Origin of the sequence: Parasphingorhabdus sp. (genome assembly GCF_036964565.1) — a bacterium.
Lineage (GTDB): Bacteria > Pseudomonadota > Alphaproteobacteria > Sphingomonadales > Sphingomonadaceae > Parasphingorhabdus.
Window position 1 is genome coordinate 65097 of sequence record NZ_JBALTN010000010.1, and the last position, 23595, is coordinate 88691.

Here is a 23595-nt window from a genome sequence, read left to right on the forward strand (position 1 = left end):
CGGCTGGTCTGCCGAGCGCCCCATAGAGGTTGAGGCCTGCGCAGGGCGATTGCGCCGCGAACCCGCTTTCCTACAAGCAGCGCTCTGTGATAAAGAAGCCGCCTGTTCGAAGCGCAACGCCCTGGGAGCGGCAAAGGCGGGCAACCTTGCAGGCGGCCAGATATCGCAACGGTTCATCGACGCCCGTCTTCGGTTCAACCGAATCTCGCCGGATAATCACGTCACTTGTGTCAACTTTGCCAGGCTTGAGGAGAACCGTCCGGACGAAGATTTTTCGCCGGGAAGGCGGTGTGGATTGCGGCAGGGTGCACTGGTGGAGCGACGGCAATGCCGATTCTCGCAGGGTGATGAGGCGGGGCAATCTGGGGCAAGCCACCTTCGCTTGCGCTGGGGAGTTTTTCGGGCAGACATGCGCCGCATGCTTGCTTTTTCCGAAAAACTGGAGCGGGCGAAGAGATTCGAACTCTCGACCCCAACCTTGGCAAGGAAACCATAAACCAAGCAAAACAACAGCTTAGACGCGCAAAGCTGGGCAAAACTGATACGCAAAACTAAGGTTTTTGCAAACTATGCGTGTTAGTAGCGTGTTAGACAGACAGATTACGCTGAGCCGTTTTAAGAGCGCCAGCGCCCGGCAAGTTTATGCGCATCAAGTTACCATCCGGGAGCTTGGTCCTAAAATCGTCAAACGATCCGGCGCACAAAAATCTGAATTGCCTTGGCTCAAGTTAGCGTCATTCGGCAAACGAAAAACTGGCAAAGGCTCATTGCGCCATAATGCCAATGTTATAGCTATAGAGGGCGTTGAAGGCGATTATGATGGGGAAACTATATCCCCGGCTAAGGCTGCCCAGATGCTGCGCAAATCGGGCATCGCGGGTCTGATCTATACCAGCCCGTCGCATACTCCAGATAAACCGCGCTGGCGTATCCTATGCCCGACATCGCAATCGTTGCCGCCAACTGATCGGGAACGCCTTTGTGCGCGGTTGCATGGCGTTCTAGGGGCCGCATTGGCACCGGAATCGTTCAATTTGTCTCAGGCTTACTATTATGGCGGCGTGGACGGGCAATCCGTCCCGGAAACAATCATGATTGAAGGTGCTGCAATCGACACGCTGGAGCAACTGGATAAAAGCGCACTGGGCAAAAACGGAAAACCTTATCGAGGTCAATCGGAGCCGATTGCCGATGACATCGGAAATCATGATGACTTTTGGCACGTCCCCGAACTTGACGATATGGATATGCGGCCCGCCCCGCATATCGAAAAGCTGACAAGCGCGATGGATGCAATCCCAGCCGATGCTCGCGATGATCGGGAGCAATGGCTGAAAATCGGGGCAGCGTTGCATTATGAGTTTGACGGTGATGGTCCCGGCTTTGAGTTGTGGAGCGACTGGAGCGCTGCCAGTGACAAATATGACGCCACAGATCAGCAGAGGGTCTGGGAGTCCTTTGGCAAAGGCAGCGGCAAGCCGACTACCGGAGCAAGCATTTATGACGTGGCAAAGAACTACGGCTGGAATCCGAAAACTTGGGACAAGCCCAAGTCGATATCACGACTCCAGCTTTTCAACCCCGCCCAATGCGCAGATGCACCGGCACGAGGTTATGTCATTAAGCGCCTAATTGCGCCGGGTGACGTCGCCTGCATATTCGGAGCACCCGGCGGCGGCAAATCAACTATCGCACCTTATTTGGGATTCCACGTTGCACGGGGCGAAGAGGCGTTCGGATTGCGCACTAAACCGGGCAAGGTCTTATATGTTGCCGCTGAGGACGCGCACGGCATGAAGGGCCGTGTGACGGCGCTCCGGCAAAATATCGGTGATGCACCGGACTTTTACGTCGTGGACGGCGTTTCCGACCTGCTCAATGATGACAGCCCCGATTTGAAGGAACTCAGGGAGATTGTCGCAAGCCAATGTCCGGCGCTCATATTCATTGACACGCTGGCGATGTCGTTTCGCGATCTGGAGGAAAACGACGCGGCGGCTATGAACCGGGTTGTTAGCATATCCCGTTCGCTAACGTGCCACGGGGCGGCTGTCATACTTATCCATCATGGAACGAAAGCGGAAGGCTCCACGCCACGAGGGCATAGCGTCCTCAATGGTGCGCTGGACGTTGCGCTCCAGCTTATTCGGACGCGGATTGTCTCGCCCCGCTGCCCGCGACTTGCTCCAGCGGCGCTTTGACGCAGCATCTGGGCAACGTGGCAATGCAGCTTTTGGGAGTTATGGGCCGGAGACTCTTGCCGGAAGCGCGCTAATTGCTCGCAAGGCTCGCCATGCAACTGAGAACAATGCGTGGATGGCTAGCGGCGTTTCCGCGTGGACAACCGCGCTAATCGGCGCTGGCATAATGCCGACGCCGCAACATCCCGACCGTGAACTGCGTCCGGTGCTGCAATCTGCATTTAATGGCTGGGCAGCTGATTGCGACATGGACGGTTTGACCGATTTTTATGGACTGCAATCCGCTGTCGCCCGCTCGATGATCGTAAGTGGTGAGGCATTCCTACAACTTGACTGCTGACGATTGGTATATTTTTGCGGACCCCGCTGCATCGCCTGTTCTCGAATATGCTTATCTGTCATCCGCTCAAGGTCCACAGCTTGCCAGCCGTGACGGCTGGGAGGTTCTAGGCCGGGAGTTCCGAGTTGTTCTCGACTTTGGTTGTGGCGCGGTTGATTGGCGCGGTGCCTATCGCAACCCGGGAGCGGATGAACTGTAATGGCAACTTTGGCTGATCTCCAGAAATGGCGGGAAGAGCTATTTAAGGCGCGCTTGGAAGGCGTTCGGTCCTTCCGGGACCAGAATGGCGAACAGGTTGACTATTCATCTGACCGGGAAATGGCAGCGGCTCTTGCCGCCGTGGACCGGGAGATTGACTCGCTAATTGTTGGACCGCCGCCAAAATCTATCATTTTCCGAACAAGCAAAGGACTTTGAATCATGAAAAACTACGTTCAACCGGGCAATACGCTCACCCTGACCGCTCCGGCGGCTATCATTTCCGGTGATGTCGTCATAGTCGGCTCAATCATCGGCATTGCAAATGGTGACGCAGAAAATGCCGCGCCCGTGGATGTCGATACCGTTGGTATATTTCGCCTATCGTGCCAAGGTTCCTTGGGCTTCTCACTACATGGCCTTGGGCCAAGGTCTCCCGCAAGGTCTCCCGCAAGGCGTTTAGGTGGTCCGGCTCCGCCGTACGGAATTAGGGCAAGTGCAGTTTCCTGAGCTCCTGCCATTCTCTCCTGACACCACCAACCGGCGGTGAAAATAAGGAGAATGACAAATGCAAGTATCACATAAGGTCGAGCGGTTGTTCAACCATTTCGGAGAGGCGCTCACGCCCGAGGGATTGTCGCTCGTTCAGCGACTGTTTGCCGAAGCGACTTGGAAGACAGGGCGCACAATCGGGGAGCCCCAAGGCGACGTGCTGTTGATCCGAGCCGAGACGCGGCCGCTTACCGACAGCGACGAAGAGCTTATTCGGGGATGGCTGGATTGAAAGCAATACGGCGGCCCGGCTGAGCGGCTGGGCCGCCATGTATCACAGGAACAGGAAGGATACTGATATGACCAATAATGAGTACGTGGATTGGGAGCCGGACGAAATCGTCTATCTGCTCGAGGAGCTTGCGGAAGGGCACTGGAATGACCGGGGCGACAAGATGGACGGCTTCGCTGCCGCCTTTGCCGGTTGTCGCATTGCCCATGCATTCGACGCCTATGGGGACACGAAGCAGGCGGTCGATATAGCACTCGAAAACATTTGGCTGATTGCCGATTATCTTTCCGGTGGTTTGTTGTGGGGACAGGACCAGCCCGGCGAAGGTTATAGCGCCAGCGAATTGCTACGGATGGAGAAAACGCTCGAAGCAATCGCCGAAGCCACGCTATGGATCAAGCACCGCGCGGAGGACCTCGGCTCCGAGCCGGGCGTCGTGGCCCCGCGACCGATGGCCGCGATTGGTGCCGGGAAATATGGCCTTCACTAAGCACCTAACCTCCTCGAGGTTCAGGCCGTCGGGGCCATCGTCAACGATTCGATGGCCCCGGCATCGCCACCCGCGCAGCAAGGTAACCGGAAAGGTCTCCCGCATTGCTTATTCGCCATAATCGAGCGTAATCCGCACCTTTGATGATGGGAGACCCGCTGCTGAAGCAATAGCTTCCCGAGAGCTGTTGATTAGTTCCGCCATCGACACCGGGGCATCTGGCTCACCCGCGCTGCGATCATCAGTCTCAGCGATGGCCTCCACATCCTCGCCCTCGAGTAGATGATCGGCGGATACGTTTAGCGCCTGCGCTAGTCGCGACAGACTGCCGGGACGGGGGTGTGTGTTTCCCTCTTCCCAATTCCAGACGCAGGTGCCGGAAACTCCGACCTTTCGCCCGAGGTCCGCTAAGGTCCAGCCGTTCTGCGACCGCTCCCATGCAACACGTTTACCGAAACCATCTCTTCCCTTCGTCAGGCGGGACCTAATCGTCATCGCTTGTCTCCTTTGTCCGATATGGGCAACTTATCAGCGCATCAACTTACGTCAACAAGTTTTATCATTTTTTATTAATTTATTATCTTATCAATCCTTCGCCGTTCGCTTTCCAACAGACCCCATCTAGCGTTTCGGGCATTAACCGGCGGGGCCTTCGCCCCTCGGTATCCACATTCCGTGCGGGGGTCCGGCGCCGAGCCAACGAATCCAAATAGCTGGAATAAAGCGGAGCGTTTAGCTACTACGACAGTCGGAAAGTTGTCAGGGGGCTCGTGTGACCAAAGGATATGTGAAACCGGAACGTCTGCTAATGCGGACTCATCCTGAGTATTCGGAAAAGTGGGTTCAACAGCTTATTGCCGATGATCCGTCTATCCTGGGCCTCGGTGACCTTGTCCTTCGAGATCAGGAGCGCATACACCCCCGCGCGGGCCGTCTTGATCTGCTGCTACAAGATGCCGATACTAAACGGCGTTACGAGGTTGAACTTCAACTCGGATCGACCGACGAAGCGCATATTATCCGGACCATCGAATATTGGGACATAGAGCGTAAGCGATACCCCCAGTATGATCACTGCGCTGTCATCGTCGCGGAGGACATTACAAGCCGGTTCCTGAATGTGATCTCCCTTTTTAACGGGACGATCCCGCTTATCGCGATCCAAATGCAGGCCTTGTGCATTGGGGAACATGTCACGCTCGTGTTCACGACTGTCATGGACGAAATGTCTCGCGGCCTTGTTGATGAGGACGAGGATGCGGAGGCCGCTCCCACCGACCGAGCGTATTGGGAAAAGCGCGCAACGAAGGCCACCGTCTCGCTCGCGGACGAGCTGCTTGGAACGGTCAGGGGATTCGATCCATCGCTAGAGCTGAAATACAACAAATTCTATATCGGCCTGTCTCGCGATGGGCAGCCATACAACTTTGTCACGTTCCGCCCGAAGAAAAGCAATCTTAACCTCGACGTGAAACTCCCGGAAACAGAGGAACTCGACGCAAAGATCGAGGAGGCTGGAATTGAGACGCTGGAATACAACAAGCGTTGGGGTAATTATCGGCTTCGTCTCACCAAGGAGTTGGTCAAGAATAGAGCCGAGCTGCTGCGCGAGTTGATGCAACTCGCATACGAACGGAGGTCCGCATGATGCGGGGCCTTCGTCCTCAAGGCCTAGCTCAATCTCTACTATTCCAGCAATGCTTGGCTTCGATAGTGCGACACCATTGGCCAGGGTATCCTAGGGGAAACGACTAGCTGGTTTGGGCGATGGTCTGGTCTAGCCGGGCAATCTGCTGGCGTAGCTCATTGGTCCCTGTCTGTTGTGCCGCTTTGAGCGCCCGGTTGGCCTTCCACGCCTCGTTGACCTTTTTAGCGGCTAGCGTTTTTCCTTCATCAGCCTTCCGCAGTACCTCCGCCCATTCTTCATCAGTTAGGCAATAGTCATCGCCGCTTTGGTCGTTGTGATCCGGCCAATGCACTGAGTTGAGCGTCCTGCTAAGACCGTCGAGCGCTTCGGAAAGCTCAGACTTTGCACTTTCGATAGAGGCGTCCTCTGTGCCGCGAAGCGTGATGAGATACCAATCAAGCAGCCCCTCTAGTATTCGCATCATTTCAAACGCATCATGCGGCCCAACCTCGCGCGGTTCACCTTGCGGATAACTTGTTAGTCTCTGCGCTTGCAAAAGAGGTTCGTCTATTGCTGTCGCAACCCGGGCGGCCCGTTCCTCGGCTTCTCGCAGTCGCACAGCTAGCGTTTCCCGGTGCATAATTTGTGTCTGAAGTCTGTTGTCCTTCAGCTGCTGCCAGACTGGAGCCCCAACATACCAAGCCGCCACAATTGCTGCTGCGCCGGTAATGAGCGTCTGAAAGTTGTAAATCCAGTGGCCGATCGAGCAACCGACTGCAACTGCGCTGTCGCTGACCGTGGCAAGCATATCGGAGCCTACTTAGGCCGCAAATATCATGAGTGGGATGGTGTGCTCACCGCGCTTTACCATGATCTCGTTGCCTGTTTCGACTTCGTCTATCAGAGCCTCGTATAGGCGCAGCGCGTTCTTCATGACTTCGGCATAGGACGCTGCCTCGGTCACTTCTTGTAGGCGCTTTAAGCGTTCGACGGATCGCGGAGGCATCTCCATCTGTACCCGCTTTAGCTCCGGACCATTGGCCCTAGCTGGCCTCGACATAATCCATTTTACCTTTCTATGGTGGCTTAGGCTCGTCAAAAAAAGCCTTCAAAATATACCCAAGCGGCAAGGCCGCAGCACTCCACACCAAGCCAACTTCATCGAAAGACCCATCGAACAGGCCAATCGCTGTAGCGCTCAGGAGGGCGGCGACAATCGAGATTAAGATCAAATATGTAAGCCGTTCTTGGATGCGTTGTTGGGCGCGTCCGTTCGCAATCTTACTTAATTTGCTAATATCTTCGATGTCTTGCAATTCAAAGGCTTCGATTTGAAAATCGTCGCCAACAATAACATTGTATTTACTCATAGCCACATCCTTACAGATGCGGACTACGGCCTTATTTTAAGCCATAAATTCTAGGTCTGGCAATAATAAAGGCGCAATCCGAACATGTTCTTCATAATTTTTCTCCATTTTAGTTACCAAAGAATCCAATTTATATTTGCGCCGGATCTAAAAGCGCCATTTTACGGCTTCATAAATTCATCCCTTCCATGCTTCTATCCATCGTGATCCACTAAATTGTGAATCATGATTTTATGAACATATCACACAATATCTCCGGATGCAATTTATTTGAGTTTAAAGAGCTCATATTATGCTCTTGCTATCAATATTTTCCCGTTCGCTTTCCAACGCACCCCAGCTACCGTTTCGGCTATGAAGTTGACCGACCGCCGCAAAATGATGTTCCTCGCAGAGCTCGCCCGCCACGGCATCCTTGTCCGGGCCGCCCGGGCGGCAAGTCCGCGTGCTTCGAGCCAATACGGCGCTGTGCAGACGTTCAAGGACGAACGCACTCGGGACGAGGAATTTGCGGCACAATGGGATGAAGCGATGCAGGCGGCGGAGGCATCGGTCGAAGCCGAGATATTCCGGCGCGCGCAGGAAGGATGGGAGGAGCCGATATTTGGGGGCCGCCATCGTGAAAAGATTGTTGGCACCGTCCGCAAATACTCGGACCGGCTCCTCGAGCTCCGGGCGAAGGCCCTGCTGCCAGTGTATCGGGAAACAACCAGCGTTGCGGTCCGTGGCCGCGTAACGCACGACCTTGATGTTGGTGTCTTGGGCGATTTGCCGGATGGAACGCGGCGAGGAGCTTTGGGTGGATGTGTTCCGAAACGCACCCGGATCGGCGGACGCGAAGCGGCTGATGACGAGGGGGCAATCGCGTACCTACAGCTACATGCTGCTGGCGATGGACTGAGTGACCGACCGCGCGATTATCGAAACCGGCGGGAGGTGTATGACGAGATCGTCCCCACAGTGATGTGGCTGTGTCAGTGATGCAGCAAATGTACGACGCGCAACATGATGCATCGCTGACCCTATTTTCCAGATTTCCTGCGGTTGTCTTCTCGGCAAAGCATTTGGCAATTTTCAGCACTAGTTAGGCCGCCCTCGTGCCATGGTGTTATGTGATCCGATTCCATCTCAGATAAGTCGAAATGCTCCTGGCATATCGGGCAAACTCCTGCCTGTCGCTCGTACGCCTCGCGGCGCTGATTTGGGGAGAATGACCTAATGTTGAGATGCTTCTCTTTGCGACTTAGAACGTAGGAATAAATACCCTTTTTGTTGGTCACATCTTCATCAACCATCAGTCCCGACACCTCTTCCTCAAGCGCTTTTGGATCCAATTTAGCGGATTGAAAATCGTTGTAGAGAAAGCCCCAAGGAACTCCCTTCATCTCTCTTCTGTAGTGCGGGAAAACAGCTTTCACCCAATTCAAAACAGAACTAAAATAGAGCCAAAGGTCATTTGCGCTTGGGTCATGTTGGTGCGCTGACATATATTTCTCAACGCCGCCATTTTCTGATGCCCAGCTAATTGCAGTTTCGAGAAAATCCTGCCTGATTACAGACCCGCTCAGATAATCTGAGCCTAGCGCGTATGCCGGACAATTGCTCTTGCTGAAATATCGTTTTGCATCTGAAACCCACGAGCCATGATATACAGCGTTTAGAAGTTCCTGATCCGTCAGCTCTTCGCCCGCGATGTTGATGGTTCTGAACCACTCGAGCTTTTCGCTATCCGTGCCGCTGCAAAGATACACCATAAGTTTATAGTCGAGCAGAGCCTGCTTTTCATCTTTCTGAAGATTGTGAAACGCGCGCTTTTCTGGAAAGCTCCCCAGTTGGACAGAGAAGTCGCCTTCCGCATACTGACAAAGGGATATTGTTCGTTGTTGTCCATCGATGACTTCATAATTTCCGTCGTCTCTAACGGCCCAATACATCACGTTTAGTGGGAATTCCCGCGACGCTGTGTCTATCACTGCATCACGCTGTTTATCTTTGTAAATGAACTCTCTCTGATACGGTGGTCGTATGTCGAGCTTATCCCAAGCCATTCAATTCCCCCGTGTTTTCTCTACCAATACATAGCAGAAAGAGAACCGAAAGGGAGCCTAAAAGCACTGACTTGCGTTACCTTGCGGGTTACCTATAGCCTATCGCCCGAAGGCAAAAGTGATCAGAAATCTTGGAAAAACTGGAGCGGGCGAAGAGATTCGAACTCTCGACCCCAACCTTGGCAAGGCGAGCCTCCTGCGGTTCTCCGAGGTTCTCCGCAATTCGTCGCGTTCGAAAAATACTAGGATTACTGAGCATTTCACGCTATTCGGGAAGCTTAAGGGTTCGGCACGGTTCGGCGGGGAATGCTCCCCGGTAACCTAGCGCGTAACCTAAGGTTACCAGAGGAGCATAGGATGGCAAGCAGGCCCAAGGACAAACCGAAGCAATATGAGATGAAGCAGCGGCGACTGGCAAACGCTGACTTGAGCGCGCTCCGGGTTCCAACTGGAATGAAATCGCTCGAGGTCCGCGACACGAGTTGCGACGGCCTCCGGCTCCGGGTCACGCCCACTGGCAAGAAAACGTGGTCAGTGGTCTACCGAGTTGCCGGTGTGGGCGGCCCCACCGAAGCGGGAATGCTTCCGCTTTTTCCTTCTGGTGTTCAACAGCCGCAACAATACCGTGATCAATCCTCCGCCGTTCACTTCCCAATGGTTCCCAGCTATCGTTGAGGCTAACCGGCAAGATCTCCCACAGCGCTCATTCGCTATAGTCGAGCGTAATCCGAACCTTCGATGATGGGAGACCTGCTGCGAGGGCAATAGCGTCCCGAGAGCTGTTGATAAGCTCCGCCATGGACACCGGCGTATCTGGCTCACCCCCACTGCGCTCATCAGTTGCAGCTATCGCCTCCACCTCCTCCCCCTCGAGTAGACGGTCGGCAGACACGTCTAGCGCCTGCGCCAGTCGCGTCAGACTGCCCGGGCGTGGGTGTGTGTTTCCCTCTTCCCAATTCCAAACGCATGTGCTGGAAACTCCGACTTCTCGCCCAAGCTCTGCTAGGGTCCAGCCCTTTTGCGACCGCTCCCATGCAACGCGTTTACCGAAACCATCTCTTCCTTTTGTCAGGCGTGGCCTAATCGTCATTGCTCGTCTCCTTTGTCCGATATGAGGAACTTATCATCCTATTAACTGTTGTCAACATGTTTCATCACTTTTTATTATTTTGTTATGTTATCAATCCTCCACCGTTCGCTTCCCAACGGACCCCAGCTATCGTTTCGGTTATGAAATTGACCGACCGCCGTAAGAAGATGTTCCTCGCAGAGCTGGCCCGCCACGGCATCCTTGTCCGGGCCGCCCGAGCTGCCAGCCCGCGTGCTTCGAGCCAATACGGTGCTGTCCAGACATTTAAGGACGAACGCACCCGGGACGAGCAATTTGCCGCGCAATGGGATGAAGCGATGCAGGCGGCGGAGGCATCGGTCGAGGCCGAGATATTCCGGCGCGCGCAGGAAGGATGGGAGGAGCCCATCTTCGGCGGCCGCCATCGTGAAAAGATTGTCGGCACCGTCCGAAAATATTCCGACCGGCTCCTCGAGCTTCGGGCCAAGGCCCTTCTGCCAGCATATCGGGAGACAGCCAGCGTAGCGGTCCGAGGCCGCGTAACCCACGACCTCGATGTCGGTGTATTGGGCGATGCTGTTGCGAAGGTTGCGTTGCAGATGGCCCAGAGCTTCCGGCCGCAGCTGCCCGCACCGGCTGAGGTGATTGACCATGAACCACGATAGCGCCCTTGACCAACTCGCCTTCGCGGTGGGCTATCGGATAATGGGGCCGGACGCGCGCCGTGCGCTTCGCATATCGCTGTTGATGGAGATGGGCGAAAAAGCTCCTTCGACCCCGGACCTCGCCACGCTGTGGGACGAGGACCGCCTGATGCGCGGCGAGCGTGAACCCGTGTCAATTTATGACCACTGGACGCTGATGCGCGCCCGAGACGAAGCCAATCGCCCGCTTTTCGAGGAACAATTCTGGCGACTGCGCCGGGCCGACCTCGAGGGTGCGGGCTTTGATACGAAGGAGGCGAGGGACTTAATCGCCTCGCTCCGTGCTTCGCTGGGCGAAACCAACACCATCGGTAACGAAAAAGGAGACAACTATGAAGATTTGGAACAGGCCGTCTAGCGAGGAAGCGACCAAGCCGGACTTAAACAGGTTGGCCGCAGCACGAATTTCGGCGGCTGCGCGATTGGACGCGGCAATTGTCGAAGTTGAGGCATCCCTTGAGGGCTTGCTGGACGCTGATCGAACCTTCTTCAACGAGGTGCGGTCCTCGGGCCAAAGCGACTATGGCAGCAGCGGTAATCTATTGCGCGTGATCCGGACGCTGATTGTGGGGCAGATGCAGGTCTCGGCTCCGAATCTGACGAAGCATTTGGGCCTCTTACATGTTCCCGCCCGGGCACAAGGTCCGATTGCCGATGCCGTCGCACGAACAGCCACCAATGACCTTACTAACCATTACCTTCCGAAGGAGACAGCATCGTGATCGCCCAACAGAAGAAGATGATTATCCGGGATATGACCGTGAACGAGATTTCCTCGGTCGATAATCCGGCCGTGAAGGGCGCAACCGCCGTGATTATGAAGTGCACCGGAATACCTATCCGCAAGAATGCTGCCGAGATCGCCATCGGGCAAGCGGAGCCACTATTTAAGGCAGCGGAGTACGGAAACGCGATAATCGAGCGCGCCGGGGAGATCGCCGCCCAGACCGGGATAACACCGGAGAAGGCACTCCTCGACCATAGCGGCACGGACGTAGTGCTGATCGAGCTCGCTTACGGTGAACGCGCGGCCGAGATGGCAATTATGAAGGCCCGGTCTGACCGGCTGTTCCCGGGGTGACGTTCTCTCCGGAGGCCATTGCCGATGGATATGCGGCGCGCTTCGATGAACGGACCCGCGCCGCCCACCTGGCAACGCTGATTCACGCCCGCGCTATCGAGCCGAGCGGATGGCCGAGCGTGCCGATGATCCGCAAGTTCGCACGCCTGTTCGAAATCCCGATGGCCGAGCTCGGGGCCTTCTTTGGGCAGATGTGCCGGATGGAGCGCGGCAACGAGTTATGGGTGGACGTGCTTCGCCACGCGCCCGGAACAGCGGACGCGCTGCGGTTAATGACGATGACGCAGTCGCAGGCCTTGGGCTTTATGCTGCTGGCGAAAGATTGAACGCTAGAGACCTCGACCCGGCCTTGCCTCCAATGCCGCAAGCCGTTTGAGAGCGAAGGGCCGCAGAATCGGCCGTGTCATCCCTGTGTCACGGCGAACGTGAGCACTTTTGCCGCGTTGTGTGGACAATTTCCAAAAACGTCGAACCATTGCTTGACATTTCTAAAATGTTCACTCAATGTTCTACAATCTGTTCACTAGGGGATCAGAGTAGCGCGTTATGACTGTAAAGGATAATCGTGAGCTGAAGCAGAAGGCGGATAGTCATTATGGCAACTCCGTTGGACGCCGAGGATCGGATTTCCCGCCAATCGAATATCGCAATATACGCGATACCGGTGACGGTTACAGCATACTCGACAACGTCGAATTACTTCCAGACAGAGCTGGGTGCGCCCAGTTCGTTGCCAACGGTGCGGGGCGGTAGCTATAATCGGATGGAAACGATTGCTACCTGCCCCCTCTCGTTGAAGGGAGCGACATGAAGGAATGGCAGCTAAGGAAAAGTGATCTTAAGCGCTATCCGCACTTCGATCAGATTATCAAGCCGGATGAAATTGTGGCACTTGTGACCGATCCGGCCCGAGTCGCTCAAAACAGTTTCTTTCCACTCTTGCGGTATATGAAAGGGTGGCAGCCTTTTCGATCTGTTAAGGACAGCGCTGCACCCCGCCCACAGAAAAAAGATCGACCGATCCGGTATGCCGCCCGGCGCGATGCATATATTTTTGCCTATTATCGGCACCTGTTGAGCGAGCCATATGAGCTCGAACTCGAGCGATTGGGCATAAGCCACTGCCCCGTTGCATATCGCCGCATCCCGACGGAAGCCGATCCTCACCGGGGAAAATGCAATATCCAATTTTCTCGGGAAGCCGTCGACCGCATACGCGGGTTGGGTGACTGCTTCGCAATCGCAGTCGATATTAGCAGCTACTTCGAGTCAATCGACCACGAACGACTAAAAGAGCTCTGGTGCAGGTTGCTTAATGTTGACCGGCTACCTCCTGATCACTTTGCAGTATTTAAAAATATCACCAAATATCGCGTTGTGGATCGCATCGCCGCTTACCGACGCCTCGGCTTTTACGGGGTCCGAACCACTAAAAGCGGCCATCCAATTGATGGCTATCTCGTCCCTTACAAGGACATTCCAACCCAGCTGTGTTCTCCCCGCGACTTCAGAGAAAAAATCCTTGGAGAAAACGGGCAGTATGCATCGCTGGTCGAACCCAACAAGGAGCCACACGGCATACCGCAGGGGGCGCCAATATCTGACCTTCTAGCTAATCTCTACCTAATCGACTTCGATGTTGAGATGAACGAGTTGGCACGCAAGCTCGGCGGCTCGTACGTCAGGTATTCTGATGACATCCTTCTAGTCCTGCCGGTGACATTGACCAAGGCCCGTCAGATAATGGACGAACTACCGCCTAGAATTCGGAAGTATGGTACTCAGCTTATAATCAAACCTGAAAAAACATCGTTGGTGCGCTACACGCAAGATTGTGATGGTCAGCGGTGCGAGCTGATCTCTGGCAAGGGAAAGAACGGCCTCGAATACCTCGGCTTCCGATACGATGGTCAGAATGTTTACCTCCGTGATTCGACCATGTCGAACCTTTACCGTAAAGTCGCATCGGTCGCGCGCAACCACGCAGAGGCAACGGTGAAGCGATATCCGGATAAGTCGTATGACGAACTGTGCAATATGTTCAATTTTGAGCAATTCACCAAGCGTTTCGGAAAAGTCGAAGGATTTGAGCCCAACTCTACAAACAAAACCTGGACCTTCTGGACATACGTGGTCCGGGCGGCCGAAGACTTTGGCCAGCTGGGTAAAAAAATCTCTGGGCAAGTCAGAAAGCTAAAACGACACTCGCGCATCCGGGTGGATCAAGAGATAGCTAAAGCACTAGAGCGCAAGGCAAAGCGTGACGCCTCTGGCGAGGTGTCTATTGGATAGCTAGCGCCCATGTGGCGTAACCTAGCCCGTAACCTAGTAGGTGGCCCGTCAAGGCCATAAATCGCGAAAATCTTGGAAAAACTGGAGCGGGCGAAGAGATTCGAACTCTCGACCCCAACCTTGGCAAGGTTGTGCTCTACCCCTGAGCTACGCCCGCTCGGCGGCTGTGACATGGGTATCGTCATCAGCAGATTGAGGCGCGCGGTTAGCATGGGTTTTTATACCCCGCAAGCCCCAATCCTTCTCTCCGGCACAGCAAATGCAAAAATATCCTTGGCATTGGTGCGCCGGACCCCACATAAAGACCTCAAGATGAACGATTTGGCGCCGGTCCGGGCATGGGCCGGGCGCGATAACAGGAGCAGAATGTGGCAACAGCAGGACTGACGGTCGAAGAACAGAAGGCGGTAGAGGTTTTTCAGCGCGAGGTCGTCGGACCGAGCATGAACAAGCTGGTCATTCTCGATTTCTGGGCCGAATGGTGCGGGCCGTGCAAGGCGCTGACGCCGCTGCTCGAAAAGGTCGCCGCCGCCTATGCCGACAAGGGCGTGGTGCTGGCCAAGATCAATGTCGACGAGAACAAGTTCATCGCCGCGCAGTTCCAGGTGCAGTCGATCCCGACCGTCTACGCGATTTTCCAGGGCAAGCCGGTCGCCGACCTGACCAGCGCCCGCAGCGAGAGCCAGCTGACCGGTGCGCTCGACCAGTTGCTCGGGCAATTGCCGGTGGGAGGCGATGCCGAGCCGGAGCAGGACATCGCACCGCTGCTGGCAATGGGCGAGGAAAGTCTGGCCGGCGGTGATGCTGAGCGGGCTGCCGGGATATTCGCGCAGATTGCCGAAATGGCTCCCGACAATGCCGAGGCGCTGGGCGGACTGATCCGGGCAATGGTCGCGGCGAATCATCTGGACCAGGCAGAGGCGGCGATCGCCGGGCTGCCGGAGGAGCTGCGCAGCGATCCCGCGATCGAGCGGGCGCAGACCACGCTGCAGCTGGCCAAGGACCGGCCGGATGCGGAGACGATGGCGGCGCTGGAGGCGGCGGTTGCCACCGATGGCAAGGACCATCAGGCGCGCTATGACCTGGCCGGGGCGCTGATCGCCACCGGCGACCATGAGGCGGCAGCAGAGCATCTGCTGACGATCATCGCCTCCGACAAGGAGTGGAACGAGGGCGCGGCGCGGCAGAAACTGCTGTCGCTGTTCGAAATGGTCGGGCTCGAGGACGAATGGGTCGCCGCGACCCGGCGCAAGCTCAGCGCGCTGCTGTTCGGATGAGCGAGACCAAACGCCTCTCGATTTTCCCGCTGGCCGGCGCGTTGCTGTTCCCCGGCATGCATCTGCCGCTGCACATATTCGAGGACCGCTACCGCGCCCTGATCAACGACGCGATGGCGCGCGACCGCCGGATCGGCATGATCCAGCCGAAGGAGGCCGGGACGCGCCCTGCCCTGTTCGATATCGGATGCCTCGGCAAGATCATAGATATCGAGGCGCTGGATGATGGCCGCTTCAACGTGGTGCTGGAAGGCATCGCGCGCTTCCGGGTGGTCGAGGAGATCGACGCATCCACGGCTTTCCGACAGGTTCGCGCCGAGATCGAGGACGATCAGGAACTCGACGAGGTGCTGGCCAGCGCCGAACGCGCCGCGCTGGAGATCGAATCGCGCAGATTTGCCGAACTGCAGGGCTATCAGGTAGACTGGGACAGTATTGGCCGACTGGACGACATGGCCTTTGTCAACGGCATCGCCCAGATCGCGCCGTTCGACGCGGCGTCGAAACAGGCGCTGCTGGAAGTGGACGGCCTCGCCAATCGCGCCGAGCTGATCATCCAGCTTCTGCAGTTTTTCGGCCGGCAGGACGGGGATGACGACCGGGTCACGCTACAGTGAACGATCGCAAAAGAAACATCGATCCCGAACTGCTGGAAATTCTCGTCTGCCCGATGACGCGCACGCCGCTGATCCACGATGCGGACAAGGGAGAACTGGTCAGCGAGGCCGCCGGCCTGGCCTATCCGATTCGCAATGGAGTCCCGGTCATGCTTGTTGAGGAAGCGCGCAAGCTGGACGACCGCCGATAGCTGCAAAGGTGGCTGCGCGATTTGCCACAATGCCGTTCTGCCCCCGGCAGTCATTATACACAGATTGAAGGGGCAATTCCCACGGCCAGCCAGCAGCAACGCGAATGGTCAGGAAATCGCGGCGTCACCCGTTTGTATCGTCGGGGCCAATGCCTTGGCCGTATCGCCTTCTTCGGCGGCATTGATGCCGGCAAAAACGATGACGACGATGAACGTAATGATGATGGAGCCCCACGTCAGAATATGTCCCAGAAACAGTTCTCTGTCTCTGGGGCTCGGGCCATTGTCATCGGTTTTGAAAAGATCAGTCAAAAAACTCACACTACGCCACTAACTAAGAAAAAAATTCCGGGTCATTGCCCGGCTACAAAACAATCTCCGGGCTGATCCAGTCATGGGAGAAATGGATCAGCCCGGATTGTTTATCCAAAGAAGCGTTGCGGGTTTGCCCGCTTCTTCTGGTTTGGTTCGAAACCCATAGGAGCGAGGAAATACTGACCAGAATATTTCGTTCGCCCCGAACGATGGTAGATGAAAGCGGAGCCACTAGAATTCCGGGGGTCCAGAACCGAGCAGCAACCGTGCCAAACAAACCAACGCCAAGGATCTCTTGCCGAACGCCCTATCTATGGACGCCCCGTCGGTCCTTCCAGAGTTTGAACCCGTATCATTGGATATGGCCGGGGTTACAAATTAATATTTTTCGCGCCGCCTCACATCAATATTAACCGAAATCCCTAGTTTTTAACGGCGGGCGATTAACCTTTTGTAGCGGTAACACACGATATTACCCTAGCCGAACCGAAGAAATATCGCTCTTGAGCCAATAAGATACGTCCGTTTGCATTTCCGCCTGCCATTCTTTTTTGCCAATTGATTGACCCTGACATATGATGCGCCAATGACCAGAACTCCTTGCGATGACCTGAACGACAATGAGAAAGAGGTTCTCCGCCTGCTTTTGGCTGGTCACGATGCCAAGACCGCCGCACAGGAGCTTGGCGTAACGCCCAACGTAATCAACGAAAGATTGCGTGCGGCGCGGCAGAAGCTGCAGGTTACCAGCAGCAAGGCAGCGGCGAGGATGCTCGCCACGCACGAGGGCCATGAACCCAAATTTTTTGTGCCCAAGGATATTGGGATTGCCGAAAAGCCGAAATCCGGGGCAATTTATCCCCTGCCTGGACAAGAGGCAACGACACCGGACAGGGTCAGGGAAGCGCAGTCGGCCTATCAAACCTATGCCACCTTCCCGAATCCAATCCTGTCCGTGCCGTTTCGCAAGCAGGGAGAAAGGGGCAATGATCTAAACAAGGGGCAGCGGATATGGGCGATTGCCGATCTTTCGGTCAAACTCGCCTTCGCCTTTGCCTTCGTCTGCCTCGCAGCCATGCTGTTAAGCAGATTGATCAGCCTGACCTAACCCTGAAATTTTAGCTACCAATCGACGCCGGAGCGATTCGGCGCCTGGAGAGTCACATGTTGAACCAACGTATCGAAGCCGCTCGCCCCATCGCCAAGAAAATCAATGAAGTCGAAAAATCCCTGAACATGACAATGCTCCAGATGGGTGAGCTGATGAGCAACATTGCGAAGGCCCGGCTGGCGAAAGGAACGCATTTTTCGCTCACCGCGGGCATGGAAGCATCCGAAAAGCTGATTGCCGCCGCGGCCAAGACGGCGCGCAGCTACCGGGAAGTCGTCGAAGCGCACCAGCATCTCGCTGAAGATCGTGAAGACGCGGGCTTGCGGACTGTGGGTCTGGGAGATGTTTTTGAATGCCCTCCCGCTCAGGCTATGGGCACCGAAACAATTACCAGCCCGCTTCGCGTTGTGGAAAGCGCCTAAAAAGGCGTACGAGACTTGACCGATCATTCGAGATTTGGTCGTGTAACGGAATGTCTCGGATTGATCTCTTTTTAGTTCTCCTGACGGCCGTCTGTATCTTTTCGGTCGTCAGGGGAGGCCCGCCCGAAAGGCGGGCTGTACTGATCTTTCTTATAGGGATCGGTTTTACAGTTCTTGCAGCCTCGCCATCAGAAACCAGATTTGCACATCCAGAGCTAGGTATTCTGATTGTCGATGCAATTGTTTTGTTCGCATTCGTGATGTTGGCACTGAGTGCAGAAAGGTATTGGACGCTGTGGATCTCTTCCATGCAGGTAATACAGGTTTTGTCACATATCCCAATGATGATAATTCCGGAACTACTTCCCCAAGCCTACTACGTTATAATTGCCGTGTGGGTTTATCCCATGTTAGTTGTCTTGACGATTGGCACCTATCGGCACCAGCAACGTCTTCGGCAATTCGGGGTCGACAGATCCTGGAGCGACTTTTCACCGCTGCGAAGATAGATAATGCTGCTTTCGTAGCGGACTCGCTGATCAAGGAATTCGGGTCTATCGGGGCGATATTGCATTCCAATTTTCGCGCGACCGACAACAGCCCGGCTCGCGCCATACTCTCTCTCGTCCGCGAAGCCATAATCGTGTCTTCCAAGGACGAGATGATGGACCGCATCAGCCTATCAAAGGCCGCAGACGTCATAGAATATCTGGTGGTCGCGATGGCGCGCCTGCCAGTCGAAGAAGTCCGCGTGTTGTTTCTGGACAGCAGGAACCGGCTGATCAGTGACGAAGTCGTGAGCCGGGGGACGATATCGGAAGCCCCCATCTATCCGCGGGAGATATTGAAGCGTGCGCTGGCGCTGGATGCCACGGCCCTGATTCTGGCCCACAATCATCCCTCCGGCGATCCCAGCCCCAGCGAGGGGGATATCGAGGCAACAAACAAGCTGCTAAAAGCGGGCAAAGAAATCGGATTGACCGTGCACGACCATATCATTGTCGGTCGGGAAGGATGGATCAGCCTTCGCGACTGGGTGAATTTTTCCTGATACACTTGTTTCTGTACGGTGTAACGACGCCTGAAATGACACTAGCCAAAGGGAGGCCAGAATAATGTCCTCGCCAAAATCGGAAGAGCAGCGGATCCATTTGCTCCGAACTGAAACGCAAGCGATTCTGCAGGCGCCCGAATTCATTCGGTCGCCGGTGATGACCCAGTTGCTCCGCTATCTGGTCGAAGAGGCTATCGCCAATCCCGGGAACCCGCCGAAGGCCTATCAGGTTGCGGTGGACGGTCTCGGTCGCCCCGAGGATTTCGATGTGCAGGCGGATAGCTATCCGCGGGTACAGGTGGGCAGATTGCGCAAGATGCTCTCGGCTTATTACGCCGCTCGCGGCAGGGCGGAACGGCTGCATATTCCGATTGGCCATTATGCCGTCGAGATCGAAAGGGATGATGCAGAAGCAGTACCGATAGGAGAGGATGCAGCCGCCGTGCATCCCGAAGCCGCAGTAGCTTCAGCAAATCAGGACCTGCGGCCCTCTCGCCTGGATCGCTGGAAGAAGGCGCTCGCCCTCACCGCCTTGCTGCTGCTGACAGGGATCGGCCTTTTCTGGGTAATGAACAGCGTTACCCCTTCGCTGTCGGAGGTCAACGCCGATCCGGACCGATATATTCTTCCCCCCAAGGTATATATTGCGACCAAGCAGCAAAGCGGTGCGGATACAGGCGAGAAAACATCCGCCGAGATCGAACGATTTTTCGAGGACGCTTTTGCCCGGTCTTCGCAAGTGCGTCTCGCGGCAGCCAGCGAAGCCAATATCAACGCCGGGAACGGGGAAAATTCCTATCTGTTCCAAAGCAAGATCGTGGACGGACCATCCGGACCAGAAATCAATATTTCGGTTGTCTCGCTGCTTCGCGACGAAACGATCTGGTCGACCACGATTCCGGTGCCCGAATCCGCTGCCGACTATCATGAGCAACTGGGGCTTGTAGCGAGCCGTATTGCCAGCATTTACGGTGTTATAGCAACCGATCAGCGCAAACATTTGCCCAAGAATGCAATGGTCGGCCACGCCTGTCTTCTTCGGTTCGAGAGCTTCCGCGCCAATCGCGACCCGGCGCTATTGCCTGTGGTCGAATCCTGCATCCGCAAATCGCTTGCTGCCGACCCTCTCGACAGCCGAATTTTGGCGGCTGGCTCTTACCTGTCGTTCTTGCGGGAAGAAGTCACCGGGCATCAGCCCGATCCAGTGGTCGGAATGGAATATGCGCGGCGCGCAATGGTCCGCGGCAGAGAAGATGCGGCAGCCAATTTCTCCCTGGCCAGATCCAGTTTCCTGACCGGCAATTGCAACCGCGGCAAGGAGTTCGCTCAAAAGGCCGCGGAGCTCAATCCCTATGAAGCCACGATCCAGGCCCAGATCGGCGCCCATCTCTTTGCGTGCGGCGATCGAGAGGCTATCGTGTTTCTAAAGCGCGCCATGGCCCTTGATCCACGCGGCTCAATATTGGCGGAAACCGGGCTGGTATTCACGCTGCTGGCCGAAGGAAAAAACAGGGAAGCCCTCGAGCTGGCAGAAAAAATCGTCCCGTCCAGTACAAGCGCGGGACCCTATTATGATATTGCCATGACAATGGTTTATGCCAAAAATGGCCGCGTTGAAGACTCTCGTGCCTCCTGGGACCGGCTTGTGGCCGCTTATGGCAAAAAGGATAGCGAGAGCCCGCAACAGTTCATCGGCCGCCTGATTATCAATCCTTTGCTTGCTCAGCGGGCCTATACCCTGCTGTCACAGAGTGGCGTGGTAAAATAATCGCAGGGTGATGTCTCGATATCGGCAGCGTCGTCAACGCTAGAAGCTTGCGTTCAGCCCGTCGACAACAAATTGCACCGCCAGCGCGCCCAGAAGCACACCGAGCACGCGGGTGATGACCGCCTCGACCTTGTTCCCCAATATCCGCATCAGTGGGCCTGCCGCGATCAGTCCAATCAGCGTCAGTAGCAGCACCGTTCCCAAAGCCCCCAGAATTACGAACGCATTGTCGAGACCGTCGTGCTGCGATGTCAGCAGCATGACGGCAGCGATCGACCCGGGACCGGCAATCATCGGCATCGCCATCGGAAAAATCGACACATCCTCGATCTCGGGCTGCTCGATTATTTCCTGTGCGCGATCCTCGCGCCGTTCGGTGCGCTTTTCAAACACCATCTCCAGCGCAATCAGAAACAGCATGATGCCGCCGGCAATCCGGAAGCTGTCGAGACTGATACCCAGCGCACTCAGCATCGGTTCGCCGAACATGGCGAAGACGAGCAATATGATCGCGGCGACCATGATCGCCCGGATCGCCATGATCTTGCGATCACGCGGCGGCACGTTGCTGGTCAGGCTGGCGTAGATCGGTGCGCAGCCTGGCGGGTCAATCACCACGAAAAAGGTGATGAAGGAAGATATGAACAGTTCGATCATTGGGCCAGAGCAGGGATTTTATATTCATGGACCCGTTTGAAGCTGCCATCATCCTGTGCCAGATCAACGGACACTGTCCGTGAACCGTCATCGGCAAAGCCGGTCTTCCAGACTAGGCTACCGTCAGCCGAAGCCCCGGTCTGGCCGTTGGCGTTCAGACCGGTCGGAGAAGTTCGTGCAGGCGCACCGGCCTTGCAAGAGGCGACCTCGGTCTCGACATAGTCCGGCTCCGCCAGCGGCGTAGCCAGCGGCTGGCCATCGTCAAACACCCATTTCCACTCGACATTCCTGTCGGGGCGGCGTTGGCCAAAATCCGATTGCTGCCAGACCGTCGTGAAATGGCCGGACTCGCCCCTGGCATTCTGCCACGCACCGGTCGAAGCCGCCATGCTGCCATCGCACGACATATAGATGTGGTGGGGCTGCCAGGTGACCGCCTGCGCCGGATCGGCCTTGCCCTTCAGCCATTGCTGGGCATTGACCAGTTCGGGCGTGAACATGATCGCGTCATCGGTGGCGGTTTCACGAAAAGCGGTCCACTGGCCCTCTTCCTGCGCCAGCCGCGCAAAGGCGAGCTCTGCCTGCACCACGGCACTGGGATTGGCAACCGGTGCCCCCATGACCCGATTATAGCGTTCCCGATCACTAGAGCTGCCGCCGGTGGCACATCCAGCCAGCAGCAGGGCGATTCCGATTGCGCCAAATATTCGCATTACAGCCCCTTCGGCTTTTCCAGTCCGGCGCGCGCGGACGCGGCCACCAACGTGTTGCGCAATAGCACTGCAATGGTCATCGGTCCAACCCCTCCCGGTACCGGCGTGATCGCCCGCACATGGTCGAGCGCTTCGGCGGTGGCGACGTCACCGACCAGCCGGCCCTTATCCGTGCCTGGTTCCGGGTCCAGGCGGTTGATACCCACGTCAATCACGACCGCACCATCCTTCAACCAGTCGCCCTTGACCATCTCGGCACGGCCGACCGCGGCAACCACAATATCGGCGCGGCGCACGACGTCCGGCAGGTTGCGGGTCCGGCTGTGCGCCATGGTAACCGTGCAATTTTCCGCAAGCAGCAATTGCGCCATCGGCTTGCCGACAAGGATCGAACGGCCAACGACGACGGCGTCCAGTCCGGTCAGGTCGCCAAGCGTGTCTTTCAGGAGCATCAGGCTGCCCAGCGGCGTGCAGGGTGTCAGCGCCTCTTCGCCATTGGCGAGACGACCGGCGTTGATGACGTGCAGGCCGTCGACATCCTTGTCGGGGTCGATCGCCATGACTACGGCTTTTTCGTCGAGGCCCCGGGGCAGCGGCAGCTGGACCAATATCCCGTCGACGGCTTCATCGGCATTCAGCTGTTCGACGAGAGCCATCAATGTTTCCTGCGACGCATCAGCGGGCAGGCGATGCTCGAAACTTTCCATACCGGCCGCGATCGTCGCCTTGTGCTTGGATGCGACATAGACCTGGCTGGCCGGATCGTCGCCGACCAGAACCACGGCCAGGCCAGGTGCGCGACCCGCATGCTTCACGAACGCGGGAACCGCTTCCCGGATCCGTTCGCGCAGACCCGCAGCAAAAGCCTTGCCATCGATGATCTGCGCGGCGCTCAACCCAGAAGTGCCTGAGCCAGCGGCGGAAGGATCGCATCCTGCAAGATGATGATTCCGATGATCACGACCATCGGCGTAAGGTCGATCGAACCGAAATCGGGCATGATCTTGCGGATCGGCCGGTAGATCGGCGCTGTCAGAGCATCCAGCGTTGTCCAGATCGCCCGGGCGATGTCGTTCTGCAGGTTGATGACGTTGAAGGCCAGCAGCCAGCTCATGATCGCCTGTACGATGATGACGGTGATCGCCACGTTGAGCAGTATGGATATAATCTGAAGAATTGCGAATGCCATGGCGGAACCTTTATCGATAATCTGGCGGAGCGGCCAGCGGTTTGTCACCGGCTTGGCCAGATACTTGCTGTATCATA

Annotated in this window: 35 protein-coding genes and 1 tRNA gene; 24 read left to right on the forward strand and 12 right to left on the reverse strand. The window is 56.2% G+C overall.

Annotated elements, in window-relative coordinates; translation table 11 throughout:
- The first annotated feature begins 49 nt into the window (after positions 1–49).
- The 8 genes from V7650_RS14250 (at position 50) to V7650_RS14270 (ending at position 4013) form a co-directional block, all read left to right on the forward strand.
- Positions 50–496, forward strand: coding sequence for a hypothetical protein (locus V7650_RS14250; protein ID WP_335656907.1), 447 nt, complete (start codon positions 50–52; stop codon positions 494–496).
- 73 nt (positions 497–569) lie between these two features.
- Complete coding sequence (locus V7650_RS14255) at positions 570–2201, forward strand: AAA family ATPase (RefSeq protein WP_335656908.1); 1632 nt, start codon at positions 570–572, stop codon at positions 2199–2201.
- Entirely contained in the window at positions 2116–2541 is a 426-nt protein-coding gene (locus V7650_RS14260; RefSeq protein WP_335656909.1) for a phage portal protein, read from the forward strand. Before V7650_RS14255 ends, V7650_RS14260 begins: the two co-directional genes overlap by 86 nt.
- Positions 2513–2740 (forward strand): phage major capsid protein, encoded by a 228-nt coding sequence (locus V7650_RS18250; RefSeq protein WP_442955311.1) that lies wholly within the window; start codon positions 2513–2515, stop codon positions 2738–2740. Before V7650_RS14260 ends, V7650_RS18250 begins: the two co-directional genes overlap by 29 nt.
- The gene (locus tag V7650_RS18255) at positions 2740–2958 is read left to right on the forward strand and encodes a phage head-tail joining protein (RefSeq protein WP_442955304.1); all 219 of its coding nucleotides are present in this window, start codon (positions 2740–2742) and stop codon (positions 2956–2958) included. The genes V7650_RS18250 and V7650_RS18255 overlap by 1 nt, the downstream gene beginning before the upstream one ends.
- 3 nt (positions 2959–2961) lie before the next feature.
- The gene (locus V7650_RS18260) at positions 2962–3249 is read left to right on the forward strand and encodes a DUF2190 family protein (protein WP_442955305.1); all 288 of its coding nucleotides are present in this window, start codon (positions 2962–2964) and stop codon (positions 3247–3249) included.
- 58 nt (positions 3250–3307) lie between these two features.
- Positions 3308–3523, forward strand: coding sequence for a hypothetical protein (locus V7650_RS14265; RefSeq protein WP_335656910.1), 216 nt, complete (start codon positions 3308–3310; stop codon positions 3521–3523).
- 67 nt (positions 3524–3590) lie between these two features.
- A complete protein-coding gene (locus V7650_RS14270) occupies positions 3591–4013 on the forward strand; it encodes a hypothetical protein (protein WP_335656911.1) in 423 nt (140 codons plus the stop codon).
- 108 nt (positions 4014–4121) lie between these two features.
- Here the strand turns inward: V7650_RS14270 and V7650_RS18265 are convergent, their stop codons facing one another.
- The gene (locus V7650_RS18265; protein ID WP_442955306.1) at positions 4122–4508 is read right to left on the reverse strand and encodes a helix-turn-helix domain-containing protein; all 387 of its coding nucleotides are present in this window, start codon (positions 4506–4508) and stop codon (positions 4122–4124) included.
- Between the two features lie 277 nt (positions 4509–4785).
- On the opposite strand from V7650_RS18265, the gene V7650_RS14275 reads away from it, so the two are divergent.
- Positions 4786–5661, forward strand: a complete 876-nt coding sequence (locus V7650_RS14275) for a DUF5655 domain-containing protein (RefSeq protein WP_335656912.1) — start codon at positions 4786–4788, stop codon at positions 5659–5661.
- Positions 5662–5764: 103 nt separating this feature from the next.
- On the opposite strand, the gene V7650_RS14280 is transcribed toward V7650_RS14275, so the two are convergent.
- The 3 genes from V7650_RS14280 to V7650_RS14290 form a co-directional block, all read right to left on the reverse strand.
- Positions 5765–6448 carry a hypothetical protein gene (locus V7650_RS14280; RefSeq protein WP_335656913.1) on the reverse strand — a complete coding sequence of 228 codons (684 nt, stop codon included), beginning with the start codon at positions 6446–6448 and terminating at the stop codon, positions 5765–5767.
- 12 nt (positions 6449–6460) lie between these two features.
- A complete protein-coding gene (locus V7650_RS14285) occupies positions 6461–6652 on the reverse strand; it encodes a hypothetical protein (RefSeq protein ID WP_335656914.1) in 192 nt (63 codons plus the stop codon).
- 64 nt (positions 6653–6716) lie between these two features.
- A complete protein-coding gene (locus tag V7650_RS14290) occupies positions 6717–7010 on the reverse strand; it encodes a hypothetical protein (RefSeq protein ID WP_335656915.1) in 294 nt (97 codons plus the stop codon).
- A 360-nt stretch (positions 7011–7370) separates the two neighbouring features.
- Between V7650_RS14290 and V7650_RS14295 the strand changes: the two genes are divergently transcribed.
- A complete protein-coding gene (locus tag V7650_RS14295; protein WP_335656916.1) occupies positions 7371–7991 on the forward strand; it encodes a hypothetical protein in 621 nt (206 codons plus the stop codon).
- A 41-nt stretch (positions 7992–8032) separates the two neighbouring features.
- On the opposite strand, the gene V7650_RS14300 is transcribed toward V7650_RS14295, so the two are convergent.
- The gene (locus V7650_RS14300; RefSeq protein WP_335656917.1) at positions 8033–9058 is read right to left on the reverse strand and encodes a GmrSD restriction endonuclease domain-containing protein; all 1026 of its coding nucleotides are present in this window, start codon (positions 9056–9058) and stop codon (positions 8033–8035) included.
- 357 nt (positions 9059–9415) lie between these two features.
- On the opposite strand from V7650_RS14300, the gene V7650_RS14305 reads away from it, so the two are divergent.
- Positions 9416–9733, forward strand: a complete 318-nt coding sequence (locus V7650_RS14305) for a hypothetical protein (RefSeq protein ID WP_335656918.1) — start codon at positions 9416–9418, stop codon at positions 9731–9733.
- Between the two features lie 28 nt (positions 9734–9761).
- On the opposite strand, the gene V7650_RS18270 is transcribed toward V7650_RS14305, so the two are convergent.
- Complete coding sequence (locus V7650_RS18270) at positions 9762–10148, reverse strand: helix-turn-helix domain-containing protein (RefSeq protein WP_442955307.1); 387 nt, start codon at positions 10146–10148, stop codon at positions 9762–9764.
- A gap of 146 nt (positions 10149–10294) precedes the next feature.
- On the opposite strand from V7650_RS18270, the gene V7650_RS14310 reads away from it, so the two are divergent.
- From V7650_RS14310 to V7650_RS14335, 6 genes are all read left to right on the forward strand, one after another.
- Entirely contained in the window at positions 10295–10792 is a 498-nt protein-coding gene (locus V7650_RS14310; protein WP_335656919.1) for a hypothetical protein, read from the forward strand.
- Positions 10779–11189 (forward strand): hypothetical protein, encoded by a 411-nt coding sequence (locus V7650_RS14315; RefSeq protein WP_335656920.1) that lies wholly within the window; start codon positions 10779–10781, stop codon positions 11187–11189. The genes V7650_RS14310 and V7650_RS14315 overlap by 14 nt, the downstream gene beginning before the upstream one ends.
- Positions 11164–11553 (forward strand): hypothetical protein, encoded by a 390-nt coding sequence (locus V7650_RS14320; protein ID WP_335656921.1) that lies wholly within the window; start codon positions 11164–11166, stop codon positions 11551–11553. The genes V7650_RS14315 and V7650_RS14320 overlap by 26 nt, the downstream gene beginning before the upstream one ends.
- Complete coding sequence (locus V7650_RS14325) at positions 11550–11912, forward strand: hypothetical protein (RefSeq protein ID WP_335656922.1); 363 nt, start codon at positions 11550–11552, stop codon at positions 11910–11912. Before V7650_RS14320 ends, V7650_RS14325 begins: the two co-directional genes overlap by 4 nt.
- Positions 11909–12238: a hypothetical protein gene (locus V7650_RS14330; protein ID WP_335656923.1), complete on the forward strand. Its 330-nt coding sequence runs from the start codon at positions 11909–11911 to the stop codon at positions 12236–12238. Before V7650_RS14325 ends, V7650_RS14330 begins: the two co-directional genes overlap by 4 nt.
- Before the next feature lie 481 nt (positions 12239–12719).
- Entirely contained in the window at positions 12720–14204 is a 1485-nt protein-coding gene (locus V7650_RS14335; protein ID WP_335656924.1) for a reverse transcriptase/maturase family protein, read from the forward strand.
- Between the two features lie 82 nt (positions 14205–14286).
- Here the strand turns inward: V7650_RS14335 and V7650_RS14340 are convergent.
- Positions 14287–14361 (reverse strand) — tRNA-Gly (locus tag V7650_RS14340).
- A 211-nt stretch (positions 14362–14572) separates the two neighbouring features.
- On the opposite strand from V7650_RS14340, the gene V7650_RS14345 reads away from it, so the two are divergent.
- Genes V7650_RS14345 through V7650_RS14355 form a run of 3 tightly spaced genes read left to right on the forward strand, consistent with a single transcriptional unit; the run spans position 14573 to position 16289 of the window.
- Positions 14573–15481 (forward strand): tetratricopeptide repeat protein, encoded by a 909-nt coding sequence (locus tag V7650_RS14345; RefSeq protein ID WP_335656925.1) that lies wholly within the window; start codon positions 14573–14575, stop codon positions 15479–15481.
- Positions 15478–16098 carry an LON peptidase substrate-binding domain-containing protein gene (locus V7650_RS14350; RefSeq protein WP_335656926.1) on the forward strand — a complete coding sequence of 207 codons (621 nt, stop codon included), beginning with the start codon at positions 15478–15480 and terminating at the stop codon, positions 16096–16098. Before V7650_RS14345 ends, V7650_RS14350 begins: the two co-directional genes overlap by 4 nt.
- A complete protein-coding gene (locus tag V7650_RS14355; RefSeq protein ID WP_335656927.1) occupies positions 16095–16289 on the forward strand; it encodes a Trm112 family protein in 195 nt (64 codons plus the stop codon). The genes V7650_RS14350 and V7650_RS14355 overlap by 4 nt, the downstream gene beginning before the upstream one ends.
- 108 nt (positions 16290–16397) lie before the next feature.
- Here V7650_RS14355 and V7650_RS14360 read toward each other — a convergent pair whose 3' ends face one another.
- On the reverse strand, positions 16398–16610 hold the full coding sequence (locus V7650_RS14360; protein WP_335656928.1) for a hypothetical protein: 213 nt from the start codon (positions 16608–16610) through the stop codon (positions 16398–16400).
- 580 nt (positions 16611–17190) lie between these two features.
- Between V7650_RS14360 and V7650_RS14365 the strand changes: the two genes are divergently transcribed.
- The 4 genes from V7650_RS14365 to V7650_RS14380 all read left to right on the forward strand — a co-directional run bounded on the left by V7650_RS14365 (position 17191) and on the right by V7650_RS14380 (position 20959).
- Positions 17191–17712, forward strand: coding sequence for a helix-turn-helix transcriptional regulator (locus V7650_RS14365; protein ID WP_335656929.1), 522 nt, complete (start codon positions 17191–17193; stop codon positions 17710–17712).
- Between the two features lie 59 nt (positions 17713–17771).
- Positions 17772–18137, forward strand: a complete 366-nt coding sequence (locus V7650_RS14370) for a hypothetical protein (RefSeq protein WP_335656930.1) — start codon at positions 17772–17774, stop codon at positions 18135–18137.
- 568 nt (positions 18138–18705) lie between these two features.
- Complete coding sequence (locus V7650_RS14375) at positions 18706–19188, forward strand: JAB domain-containing protein (protein WP_335656931.1); 483 nt, start codon at positions 18706–18708, stop codon at positions 19186–19188.
- A gap of 64 nt (positions 19189–19252) precedes the next feature.
- Entirely contained in the window at positions 19253–20959 is a 1707-nt protein-coding gene (locus V7650_RS14380) for a tetratricopeptide repeat protein (protein WP_335656932.1), read from the forward strand.
- A 39-nt stretch (positions 20960–20998) separates the two neighbouring features.
- On the opposite strand, the gene V7650_RS14385 is transcribed toward V7650_RS14380, so the two are convergent.
- Genes V7650_RS14385 through V7650_RS14400 form a run of 4 tightly spaced genes read right to left on the reverse strand, consistent with a single transcriptional unit; the run spans position 20999 to position 23518 of the window.
- Complete coding sequence (locus V7650_RS14385; protein ID WP_335656933.1) at positions 20999–21616, reverse strand: MarC family protein; 618 nt, start codon at positions 21614–21616, stop codon at positions 20999–21001.
- Positions 21613–22329 (reverse strand): hypothetical protein, encoded by a 717-nt coding sequence (locus V7650_RS14390; protein WP_335656934.1) that lies wholly within the window; start codon positions 22327–22329, stop codon positions 21613–21615. Before V7650_RS14390 ends, V7650_RS14385 begins: the two co-directional genes overlap by 4 nt.
- Positions 22329–23225 carry a bifunctional methylenetetrahydrofolate dehydrogenase/methenyltetrahydrofolate cyclohydrolase FolD gene (gene folD / locus V7650_RS14395; RefSeq protein ID WP_335656935.1) on the reverse strand — a complete coding sequence of 299 codons (897 nt, stop codon included), beginning with the start codon at positions 23223–23225 and terminating at the stop codon, positions 22329–22331. Before folD ends, V7650_RS14390 begins: the two co-directional genes overlap by 1 nt.
- A complete protein-coding gene (locus tag V7650_RS14400) occupies positions 23222–23518 on the reverse strand; it encodes a YggT family protein (RefSeq protein WP_335656936.1) in 297 nt (98 codons plus the stop codon). Before V7650_RS14400 ends, folD begins: the two co-directional genes overlap by 4 nt.
- Positions 23519–23595: the final 77 nt, after the last annotated feature.

Excerpts from the sequence above, each read along its gene's own strand:
- V7650_RS14255 (WP_335656908.1), top strand. The coding sequence starts at position 570 with ATGCGTGTTAGTAGCGTGTTAGACAGACAGATTACGCTGAGCCGTTTT.
- V7650_RS14260 (WP_335656909.1), top strand. The coding sequence starts at position 2,116 with ATGGTGCGCTGGACGTTGCGCTCCAGCTTATTCGGACGCGGATTGTCT.
- V7650_RS18255 (WP_442955304.1), top strand. The coding sequence starts at position 2,740 with ATGGCAACTTTGGCTGATCTCCAGAAATGGCGGGAAGAGCTATTTAAG.
- V7650_RS18260 (WP_442955305.1), top strand. The coding sequence starts at position 2,962 with ATGAAAAACTACGTTCAACCGGGCAATACGCTCACCCTGACCGCTCCG.
- V7650_RS14265 (WP_335656910.1), top strand. The coding sequence starts at position 3,308 with ATGCAAGTATCACATAAGGTCGAGCGGTTGTTCAACCATTTCGGAGAG.
- V7650_RS14270 (WP_335656911.1), top strand. The coding sequence starts at position 3,591 with ATGACCAATAATGAGTACGTGGATTGGGAGCCGGACGAAATCGTCTAT.
- V7650_RS18265 (WP_442955306.1), bottom strand. The coding sequence starts at position 4,508 with ATGACGATTAGGTCCCGCCTGACGAAGGGAAGAGATGGTTTCGGTAAA.
- V7650_RS14280 (WP_335656913.1), bottom strand. The coding sequence starts at position 6,448 with ATGCTTGCCACGGTCAGCGACAGCGCAGTTGCAGTCGGTTGCTCGATC.
- V7650_RS14285 (WP_335656914.1), bottom strand. The coding sequence starts at position 6,652 with ATGGAGATGCCTCCGCGATCCGTCGAACGCTTAAAGCGCCTACAAGAA.
- V7650_RS14290 (WP_335656915.1), bottom strand. The coding sequence starts at position 7,010 with ATGAGTAAATACAATGTTATTGTTGGCGACGATTTTCAAATCGAAGCC.
- V7650_RS14300 (WP_335656917.1), bottom strand. The coding sequence starts at position 9,058 with ATGGCTTGGGATAAGCTCGACATACGACCACCGTATCAGAGAGAGTTC.
- V7650_RS14305 (WP_335656918.1), top strand. The coding sequence starts at position 9,416 with ATGGCAAGCAGGCCCAAGGACAAACCGAAGCAATATGAGATGAAGCAG.
- V7650_RS18270 (WP_442955307.1), bottom strand. The coding sequence starts at position 10,148 with ATGACGATTAGGCCACGCCTGACAAAAGGAAGAGATGGTTTCGGTAAA.
- V7650_RS14315 (WP_335656920.1), top strand. The coding sequence starts at position 10,779 with ATGAACCACGATAGCGCCCTTGACCAACTCGCCTTCGCGGTGGGCTAT.
- V7650_RS14320 (WP_335656921.1), top strand. The coding sequence starts at position 11,164 with ATGAAGATTTGGAACAGGCCGTCTAGCGAGGAAGCGACCAAGCCGGAC.
- V7650_RS14335 (WP_335656924.1), top strand. The coding sequence starts at position 12,720 with ATGAAGGAATGGCAGCTAAGGAAAAGTGATCTTAAGCGCTATCCGCAC.
- V7650_RS14350 (WP_335656926.1), top strand. The coding sequence starts at position 15,478 with ATGAGCGAGACCAAACGCCTCTCGATTTTCCCGCTGGCCGGCGCGTTG.
- V7650_RS14365 (WP_335656929.1), top strand. The coding sequence starts at position 17,191 with ATGACCAGAACTCCTTGCGATGACCTGAACGACAATGAGAAAGAGGTT.
- V7650_RS14380 (WP_335656932.1), top strand. The coding sequence starts at position 19,253 with ATGTCCTCGCCAAAATCGGAAGAGCAGCGGATCCATTTGCTCCGAACT.
- V7650_RS14385 (WP_335656933.1), bottom strand. The coding sequence starts at position 21,616 with ATGATCGAACTGTTCATATCTTCCTTCATCACCTTTTTCGTGGTGATT.
- V7650_RS14390 (WP_335656934.1), bottom strand. The coding sequence starts at position 22,329 with ATGCGAATATTTGGCGCAATCGGAATCGCCCTGCTGCTGGCTGGATGT.
- V7650_RS14400 (WP_335656936.1), bottom strand. The coding sequence starts at position 23,518 with ATGGCATTCGCAATTCTTCAGATTATATCCATACTGCTCAACGTGGCG.